The sequence below is a fragment of the Ancylomarina sp. genome, from assembly GCF_041555295.1.
Lineage (GTDB): Bacteria > Bacteroidota > Bacteroidia > Bacteroidales > Marinifilaceae > Ancylomarina.
The window spans coordinates 1-8,194 of sequence record NZ_JBFFKR010000154.1 but is presented as its reverse complement, the minus strand read 5'-3'; the positions used below and the strand labels follow the sequence as shown (position 1 = coordinate 8,194).

Genomic DNA, 8,194 nt, shown 5'->3' with positions numbered 1-8,194 from the left:
TCTTGTTTTATCTGCAATCACTATGATTGCAATGGGTTTACTTCCTGTTGCAACATCATCAATTGCAATCATGTTTCTTCTACTATTATTGAATGGGTGGTTTCAAGGAATGGGTTGGCCTCCTAGTGGTCGTGTTATGGTTCACTGGTTTTCTATCCGTGAGCGAGGAACTAAAATGGCGATATGGAATGTAGCACACAATGTAGGTGGTGGAATTATCGGACCATTGGCAATTTTAGGTGTTGCTATTTTTGCTGATTGGCACTCTATATTATACTTCCCAGGTTTTGTGGCATTAGGTGTGGCTTTTATTGCTTGGTTATTAATTCGCGATACACCTCAATCATGTGGACTTCCAAATATTGAGAAGTATAAGAATGATTACCCAGATAATTATTCTGAAAAATATGAAGTGGAGATGACCGCTAAGGAAATTTTCATGAAATACATCCTTAAAAATAGATTGTTATGGTCGATTGCCTTTGCAAATGCCTTCGTCTACTTGGTACGTTATGGTGTACTAGACTGGGCTCCACTATATCTTAAGGAAGCTAAAGGCTTTTCAATTCAGGAATCAGGCTGGGCATATTTTGCTTATGAGTGGGCAGGTATACCTGGTACCATATTATGTGGCTACTTGAGTGATAAGGTTTTTAAAGGAAAGCGAGCTCCAGTGAGTATCATTTATATGGTATTGGTTTTTGTTTCGGTACTCATGTATTGGTTTAGCCAGTCGATAATGATGAACTCTATAGCTCTTATTTGTATTGGTTTCTTAATCTATGGTCCAGTCATGCTAATTGGTGTTCACGCTTTGGATTTAGTTCCTAAAAAAGCAGCCGGAACTGCTGCTGGGCTAACGGGTCTATTTGGATACTTGGGAGGTGCCTTATTTGCTAATATCGCTATGGGTGCTGTTGTTGACACTTGGGGATGGGACGGTGGTTTCATTGTACTCCTTAGTGCATGTGTTGCTGCTATTATCCTGATCGGAATTTCTTGGATCCAAGAATTAAACGGACATAATGGTCTTCATGATTAACATTGTTTAAACCTAAGCGGTTGATTTTCAAAACTCAACAATGTCAATTGTAAAATTATTAATTACTAACCATAAATTTGAATACACATGAAAAACTTTAATGTGAGAAATTTGTTGGCAGGCGCTTTAATCCTGTCTAGCATTGGATTTGCAGGTTGTGAAGATGACACGCCTGATTACAATCCTCTAAACCTTTACAAAACGTACCCGCTAAATGAACTTAGCGCTGAAGCTAAGCTTGTTCGTGACTATGTGAAACCTGATGCAGTGATTGCACACCGAGGATCTACTTTCTGGGCTCCGGAAGAGACTGAGGCTGCTTTCCGTTGGGCAAGAAATATGGGCGCTGATTATTTAGAAATTGATCTTCAGAGAACTAAAGATGGTGTATTATTAGCATTACATGATGGTAACCTTCGTCGTACCTCTAATATCGAGAGTCAATTCCCAGGAAAAGAAGACTATCCTGTAAGTTATTTTACTTTAACTGAGTTACGTCAACTTGACGCTGGTGCATGGTTTAATATTGCTGTGCCTGAGAATGCTCGTGAATCATTTAAAGGTGAGAAGATTTCTACACTTGAGGAAGTTATGAAAATTTCAGAAGGTTTTAGAATTAAACGTATTGCTGGCGAGCCAGTTAAAGATATGACTCGTTTAAGTGATGACGGTCAGTGGGCTGGATATTATGAATTCGAAGTAGATCCTCAAGATAATGGTAACCGTCCTGGAATTTATGCAGAGACTAAGGAACCATATTTATTTGGTGGTATGGAAGCTGATTTAGCAGCATTCTTAACTGAAGAAGGATGGAATATTAACACGACTCCTAAAACGATTCCTACAGCTCCAGGTAAAGTTGATGTAGCAAATACTAAAGGACGTTTTATTCTTCAGTCTTTCTCTCGTGAATCTATCGTTAAATTAGAAAAAGAACTTCCAGGTGTACCTAAGTGTATGTTACTTTGGGAAGACGAAAGTGCTGGTTACGTTCGTCCTTCGAATTCAATTGAGTCATTAGCTGAGTTTATTAATTTTTCTGTAGAATACAACTGTCATATTGCAGGTCCTTCTATCGCTGGAAAGCCTAATAAATATGCGGATTTATCTCTTCCTTGGATGTGTGAAATGTATCACCGTGCAGGTATGATTGTTCATGCTTATTCTTTCGATACTGAAGATCAGTTGAGAAAATACAATGGTGACTATTTCTATGGTGGTGTATCTCGTTTTGATGATGCAAACAGAACTGTACAAGGAGATTTCAATTACGATGTAAACCCTAATATGTTTATTGATGGTGGTTTTACTAATTTGACTGATTTGTCAATGAAGTATCAAGGTCGTGAACTTGTAGGAACTGCTCAAGAAGTATTGGATAACCTAGGTTACTAATTGTTAAATCTATAAACGATAAAGATATGTTAAGAAAGATATATATCGCTACTCTAGCTTTAGGAATGGTAGCGGCAAGTGCAGTAGCTCAAGAAAAACAATTGACTGCTGAATCGAAAAAAGGAGGAATCGTATTAACCTCAGCTGATAAAGATTATCAAGTAAGCCTTAACGGTAGAATTTATATGGATGGTGTGCATTATTTTGATGATGCTACTGATTTGAGCTCAGATGCTTCAATTCAGGATATCCGTTTGGGAACGACTGTAAAGTGGGGACAATGGAGTGCTAAAGTAAATGTAAGCTTTGGTAATAATGAAGTTAAGATTAAGGATGCATTCTTAAGATACAATCAATCAAAGAACAGTATTTTTACAGTAGGTAACTTCTTCGAGCCATTTGGTATTGAGGCATCTGCTTCAAGCAAAAATCTTCGTTTTATTGGTGCATCTAATACAACACAGGCTATGGGAATTGGTCGTAGTATTGGTTTGGGATACACTTATTATACCGATAAATTTTACGGTTCAACTGGTCTTTTTGCAGGTTCAGTAGACAATCACAATAAGGGTGATCAAGGTTTTTCTACTACAACTAAATTGGTTTATACACCAATCGTAAACGATAAAGTGCTTTTCCAATTAGGAGGTTCATTTACTTATCGAATTCCTGAAGCTAATGGTTTCAACGAATCTTTCAACGATGATGATTACAACCGTGAAGTTGTTTTAGCAGCTGGCCCAGAGCACAAATTTTTGAATGCTGATATTAAAGGTGCAAGAACTGATATGCGATTTAATTTTCAGTCTTTAGTTCTTAGCGGTCCTTTCATGTTGCAAGCTGAGTATACTAAAACTAAAGTTACTCGCGACGATGACTATGTTTCTAAATTAATGAAAGATGGTCCTGCTTATTATGTAACTTATGCTTGGCCAACAGCTCCTGCTGATTACCCAGGATGGTATGGTGAGATGCGCGACATCGAAACTAAAGCATTCTATGTACAAACAGGTTTCCTTTTAGGAGATAACTATGCTTATAATTCATCTACGGCTTATATCAATCGTCCAAAGGCAGGTTCATATGAATTCCTTTTACGTTACGATAATACAGATTTGAATGATATTGATGGTACTTATTTCAATGGTGCATATGGACCAGCAGATTTAGGTGCAGCTTTAGGTGGAGCTGGAAACATGAGTATTCAAGGTGGCAAAGCAGAAACAATTAGTGCTGCCGTTAACTACTATTTGAATGACAACGTGATGTTCCGTTTAAACTATAGCTATATGGATGTTCAGAATCAAGTTTATCCATTAGACGAAAAAGTTGGAATGATTAAAGCTAGAGTACAGGTTAATTTCTAATCTGAATCACAAATATTACACTTCGACATGTAATTTTTTTAAGAGTGGACCAATTAATTTTGGTTCGCTCTTTTCTTTTTTATTTCATTGATATTTAAGGTGATTTGTGGAAAATTGATCTTGCTTTTTATCAGTAAATACGGGTTTAACGTAAAGTTAACTTTGTAGATACGTTTAGATTAAAGTGGCGTTTTATTTTTGCCATTGAATTAAGATGGGAAACATCCATATTCATTTACTACTAAAATAAAAACAACCACAATGAGATTAAAGAATTTATTTTTGGCTTTGCTTGTGATAGCAGCAAGTTTGAACACAGTTGCTCAGGAAAAAGCAGAATTTAAACCATCAGGAAAAGTTAACGGAAAAGTATTCTTCAACTATAATTATGACATGACAGGCGGGGAAGACAAAGAAAGTGGCTTTGAAATTAAAAGAGCCTACTTTGGTTACGATTATAATATTGCTAAAGGATTAAAAGCAAGTATTACACTTGATGTTGGAAAAAACGAAGGCGGTAGTGATTACACAGCTTACCTTAAGAAAGCACAATTAGAATGGAAGGCTTCTTCATCTGTAAAAGTAGCTTTGGGTATGATTGGTACGATTCAGTTTAAAGAGCAGGAGAAATTCTGGGGATACAGATATATCTTGAAATCGTTTAACGATCAGTATGGTTTTGGAGCAAGTGCTGATTTAGGTATCAAAGCTAATTTTAAACTAAATGATGCTTTTTCTGCAAATGCGTTTATCATGAATGGTGAAGGTTATAAAAAAGTGCAGGATGAAGATGGAAAGCAAAAATTTGGTGCCAGTTTAATTTACAAGAACAAAGGCTTAATTGCTAAAGTTTATGCTGATGCAACCTCTGCTAAAGTTATAAATGAAAGCGGAAACGAGGAAGATTTAACCGTTTCAGCTTTAGCTACATTTATTGGTTACAAATTCTCTGATAAATTCAGATTAGCTGCAGAATATAACCAATTGATGAATGGTACAAAGTATTCAAAAGTTGCTGATAATCACGATTTAGAGGGGCTGTCATTTTACTCCACTTATACATTTGATAAAAAATGGGAAGTATTCGGAAGATATGATCATTTGACTTCTAATACACTAGAGGGTGAAACTGAAAAGTGGAACCTTTCGAAGAATGGTGACGCAATTACTACTGGTGTTCAGTATGCTCCAGCTAATGGTGTGAAAATGGCATTCAACTACCGTAACTTTGCTCACAAAGATTCAAGTAAAGAAGATCAATCTCAAGTCTATGTGAACTTTGAGTTTAAGTTTTAAAAAAAATAACCTCATTACAAAAAGCCATCCATCTCAGGTGGCTTTTTTTCATTTCATAGGCCATAGATTATTTATATTAAAAACATAGTTCAAATTACTATATTTATCAACTGATAAAATGCACAAATCTAAAACAACCTATTCTATGAAGAGATATTATTTATTTATTGTTTTTAGCTTTCTTCTTGCGACTTCATTGTATGCACAGGATGCAAATAAGCTAAAAGTAAATGTTAACAAAGGCTCCGTTGCCATAGCAAGCGAAGATGGTAATTTCAAATTCGGTTTTGGTGGGCGTGTTTATATGGATGCTGCTGGTTATTTCGATGATAAAACTGACTTGGGGAGTGGAAGTGAAATTCGCGACATTCGATTATTGATGAAAGCAACACTTTGGGAAAAATGGGATGCTAAAATCAATATCGGTTTTGCTGATGGTGGAGTATCTTTAAAGGACGTTTTTTTGGTCTATAAAACTAACAAAAACAGTTTTGTACGTGCAGGTCATTTCCTTGAGCCATTTGGAATTGAACAGACTGAAAGTTCAAAGACGACTAAATTTATGCATGCAGCAAGTACGGTAGAGGCTTTTCGTCCGGGAAGAAACCTTGGTGTTTCTTATGCGACTTGGGGAAAGCAATATTTCTGGGAAGCTGGTCTATTTGGCAGCGATACCAATAATAAAACAGCAGGTGATGAAGGTTATGGTTTAACTTCTAGATTTGCATTTGCTCCAGTTCAAACCGATGGTGGCTTATTTCACATTGGTATGTCCGGAACCTATAGAACTGCAGATGCTGCCGGATTTGATGATAATGGAGTAGAGAAAGCAAAATCGATACGTTACAGTTCGAGAGCTGCTACTCATATTGAAAGAAGAAAATTTATTGATACAAAGAGTATTGGAGCTGCAGAAAATCAAATGAAGCTAGGTTTCGAGATGATTGCTGCAACCGGCCCCATATCTTTACAAGGCGAATATATTGATGCTTCAGTTTCTAGAAAATCAGGAAATGAGGACTATCATTCAAAAGGATGGTATGCTCAGTTTGGCTGGTTGATAAAAGGTGGTGATTACAAATACAAAATGAAATCAGCACGTTTGGCAAAACCAGGTTCTGGATCAGTTGAATTATTAGCTAGATACAATGAGACAGATTTGAATGATACCGATGCTTTAATCATGGGTGGGAAGCAAAAGGACATTAGTATAGGCTGTACCTGGTATGTAAATCACAACATCTTAATGAAGTTCAATTTTACAAATGTTGATTTAGATGAATATTCTCTAAATGGAGAAGAAAATTTCAATATGATTCAAACACGTTTACAGTTCTCATTCTAAGAAGATTTGAATAAGATAATGAAAAGCTGTCCTTCGGGGCAGCTTTTGTTTTTAAAGACTATCTTTTAATAGTTCCTTATAGATGTTGAAGTTTGTATCATCAAAGACACAAAAGGTAATTTCTTTGATGTGTTTTAATTTGCTGCATTTTTTCATAACCGTATCTATTGCAATTTTTGCAGCCTCCTCTTTTGGGAAACCATATACTCCCGTACTGATATTAGGAAAGGCTATAGATTCAAGTTCATTTTCTTCTGCTAACCTAAGACTAGCCTTATAGCAAGACTTTAAAAGTTTGTCTTCTTTGTTTTGTCCACCTCTCCATATGGGACCAACCGTATGAATTACGTGTTTGCATGGCAGCTTGTATGCTTTTGTGATTTTTGCATCGCCAGTAAAGCAACCCTTTAATGTTTTGCATTCTTCTAATAAGTCTGAGCCAGCTGCTCGATGAATAGCGCCATCAACACCACCACCACCAAGTAAAGCAGAATTAGCCGCATTCACAATGGCATCAACTTTGAGTTGAGTGATGTCTCCTTTAAATAATTTGACTTTCATAGGCTGATATTTATACCCGAGAGAAATTTATTGAAAAATTAACTTAAATTGATTCCTGAGTGATTAAAGCTTTTAAACACAGAGCCCTTTATCAAAATTATGAATTCATGATGAATAAAAAAAGCAAGCCGAAAACGATTGCAAAGTCCTGATAGTGAAAATGTTTCTTTTGGATTCGGAAAATATTTCTAAATTAGCATCAGCTAGCCAAGCCATATAATTTGAAATAATTGATTGATAATTTGAAATCTGATTTCTTTTGATAGAATTAGATCTGTTTTTATCATCAACAAAAACTTAAACTTTGAATATGAAAAGAGTATTAGTTGCAACAGGGGGTGGCGATTGCCCAGGATTAAATGCGGTAATTCGTGCAATAGTAAAACGTGCAGCACAAGAAAAAGATTGGGAAGTAATAGGAAGTATACAGTCTTTCGACGGGATATTAAAAGAGCCTACTGAAATAAAAATATTAGATGATGCTGCTGTTAAAGGCATACATTATCAAGGAGGAACTATAATTGGTACAACAACCAAAGGAGGCCCTTTCGCTTGGCCAGTTAAAAATTCTGATGGAACTTGGGATTCAGCCGATCGTTCTGACGAAATGATTCGCAAACTGCAATACCTTGGTGTTGATGCTGTAATTAGTATTGGGGGTGATGGTTCACAGAAGATATCTCAACAGCTTTTCGAAAAAGGTTTAAACATTATCGGTGTACCCAAAACCATTGATAATGACCTGATGGCAACTGATTTTACTTTCGGTTACCAAACGGCCGTTCAGGTTTGTACAGAGGCTGTCGATAAATTGAAGACAACTGCTGCATCTCACAACCGTATTTTCATTTTGGAAGCGATGGGACGTGATGCAGGATGGATTGCTTTATCTGCTGCCATTGCTGGTGGTGCCGAAGCTTGTTTGATTCCAGAGATTCCTTACGACATCAACCAAGTGGTGAAAAAGCTGGATAGTCGTTTCTCAAGGGGTAAAGGTTTTGGAATTATTGTGATTGCCGAAGGGGCTATGCCTATTGGCGGAGAAGCTATGGCTGAACAAAGTGTTGAAGTGGGTAACCCAAACTTGAAACTAAGTGGAGCCGCCGATCGTTTGTTATATGAGATGAAGGAAGCAGGTGTTGAAGCTGATATCCGTACAACCGTATTGGGACACTTACAGCGCGGTGG

General features: G+C 36.7%; 7 protein-coding genes. 6 read left to right on the top strand and 1 reads right to left on the bottom strand.

The window, feature by feature from the left end; genetic code table 11:
- The 5 genes from ABY905_RS11125 to ABY905_RS11105 all read left to right on the top strand — a co-directional run.
- Positions 1-1,042 (top strand): MFS transporter (locus tag ABY905_RS11125; RefSeq protein ID WP_372643727.1); only part of this gene is annotated, 1,042 nt, incomplete at its 5' end.
- 87 nt (positions 1,043-1,129) lie between these two features.
- Positions 1,130-2,437: a glycerophosphodiester phosphodiesterase family protein gene (locus ABY905_RS11120; RefSeq protein WP_372643724.1), complete on the top strand. Its 1,308-nt coding sequence runs from the start codon at positions 1,130-1,132 to the stop codon at positions 2,435-2,437.
- A gap of 26 nt (positions 2,438-2,463) precedes the next feature.
- Positions 2,464-3,804 (top strand): OprO/OprP family phosphate-selective porin, encoded by a 1,341-nt coding sequence (locus tag ABY905_RS11115; RefSeq protein ID WP_372643722.1) that lies wholly within the window; start codon positions 2,464-2,466, stop codon positions 3,802-3,804.
- A gap of 261 nt (positions 3,805-4,065) precedes the next feature.
- Positions 4,066-5,100, top strand: coding sequence for an outer membrane beta-barrel protein (locus tag ABY905_RS11110; protein WP_372643720.1), 1,035 nt, complete (start codon positions 4,066-4,068; stop codon positions 5,098-5,100).
- 145 nt (positions 5,101-5,245) lie between these two features.
- Complete coding sequence (locus ABY905_RS11105; RefSeq protein WP_372643717.1) at positions 5,246-6,445, top strand: OprO/OprP family phosphate-selective porin; 1,200 nt, start codon at positions 5,246-5,248, stop codon at positions 6,443-6,445.
- A 51-nt stretch (positions 6,446-6,496) separates the two neighbouring features.
- Here ABY905_RS11105 and ABY905_RS11100 read toward each other — a convergent pair whose 3' ends face one another.
- A complete protein-coding gene (locus tag ABY905_RS11100; protein ID WP_372643714.1) occupies positions 6,497-7,006 on the bottom strand; it encodes an O-acetyl-ADP-ribose deacetylase in 510 nt (169 codons plus the stop codon).
- A 310-nt stretch (positions 7,007-7,316) separates the two neighbouring features.
- Here ABY905_RS11100 and ABY905_RS11095 point away from each other — a divergent pair.
- Positions 7,317-8,194, top strand: an 878-nt coding sequence (locus ABY905_RS11095; protein ID WP_372643711.1) for a 6-phosphofructokinase, incomplete at its 3' end; no start/stop codon positions are given.

What these genes read in the sequence shown, in the direction of transcription:
- ABY905_RS11120 (WP_372643724.1), top strand. Translation starts at nt 1,130, where the DNA reads ATGAAAAACTTTAATGTGAGAAATTTGTTGGCAGGCGCTTTAATCCTG.
- ABY905_RS11100 (WP_372643714.1), bottom strand. Translation starts at nt 7,006, where the DNA reads ATGAAAGTCAAATTATTTAAAGGAGACATCACTCAACTCAAAGTTGAT.
- ABY905_RS11105 (WP_372643717.1), top strand. Translation starts at nt 5,246, where the DNA reads ATGAAGAGATATTATTTATTTATTGTTTTTAGCTTTCTTCTTGCGACT.
- ABY905_RS11110 (WP_372643720.1), top strand. Translation starts at nt 4,066, where the DNA reads ATGAGATTAAAGAATTTATTTTTGGCTTTGCTTGTGATAGCAGCAAGT.
- ABY905_RS11115 (WP_372643722.1), top strand. Translation starts at nt 2,464, where the DNA reads ATGTTAAGAAAGATATATATCGCTACTCTAGCTTTAGGAATGGTAGCG.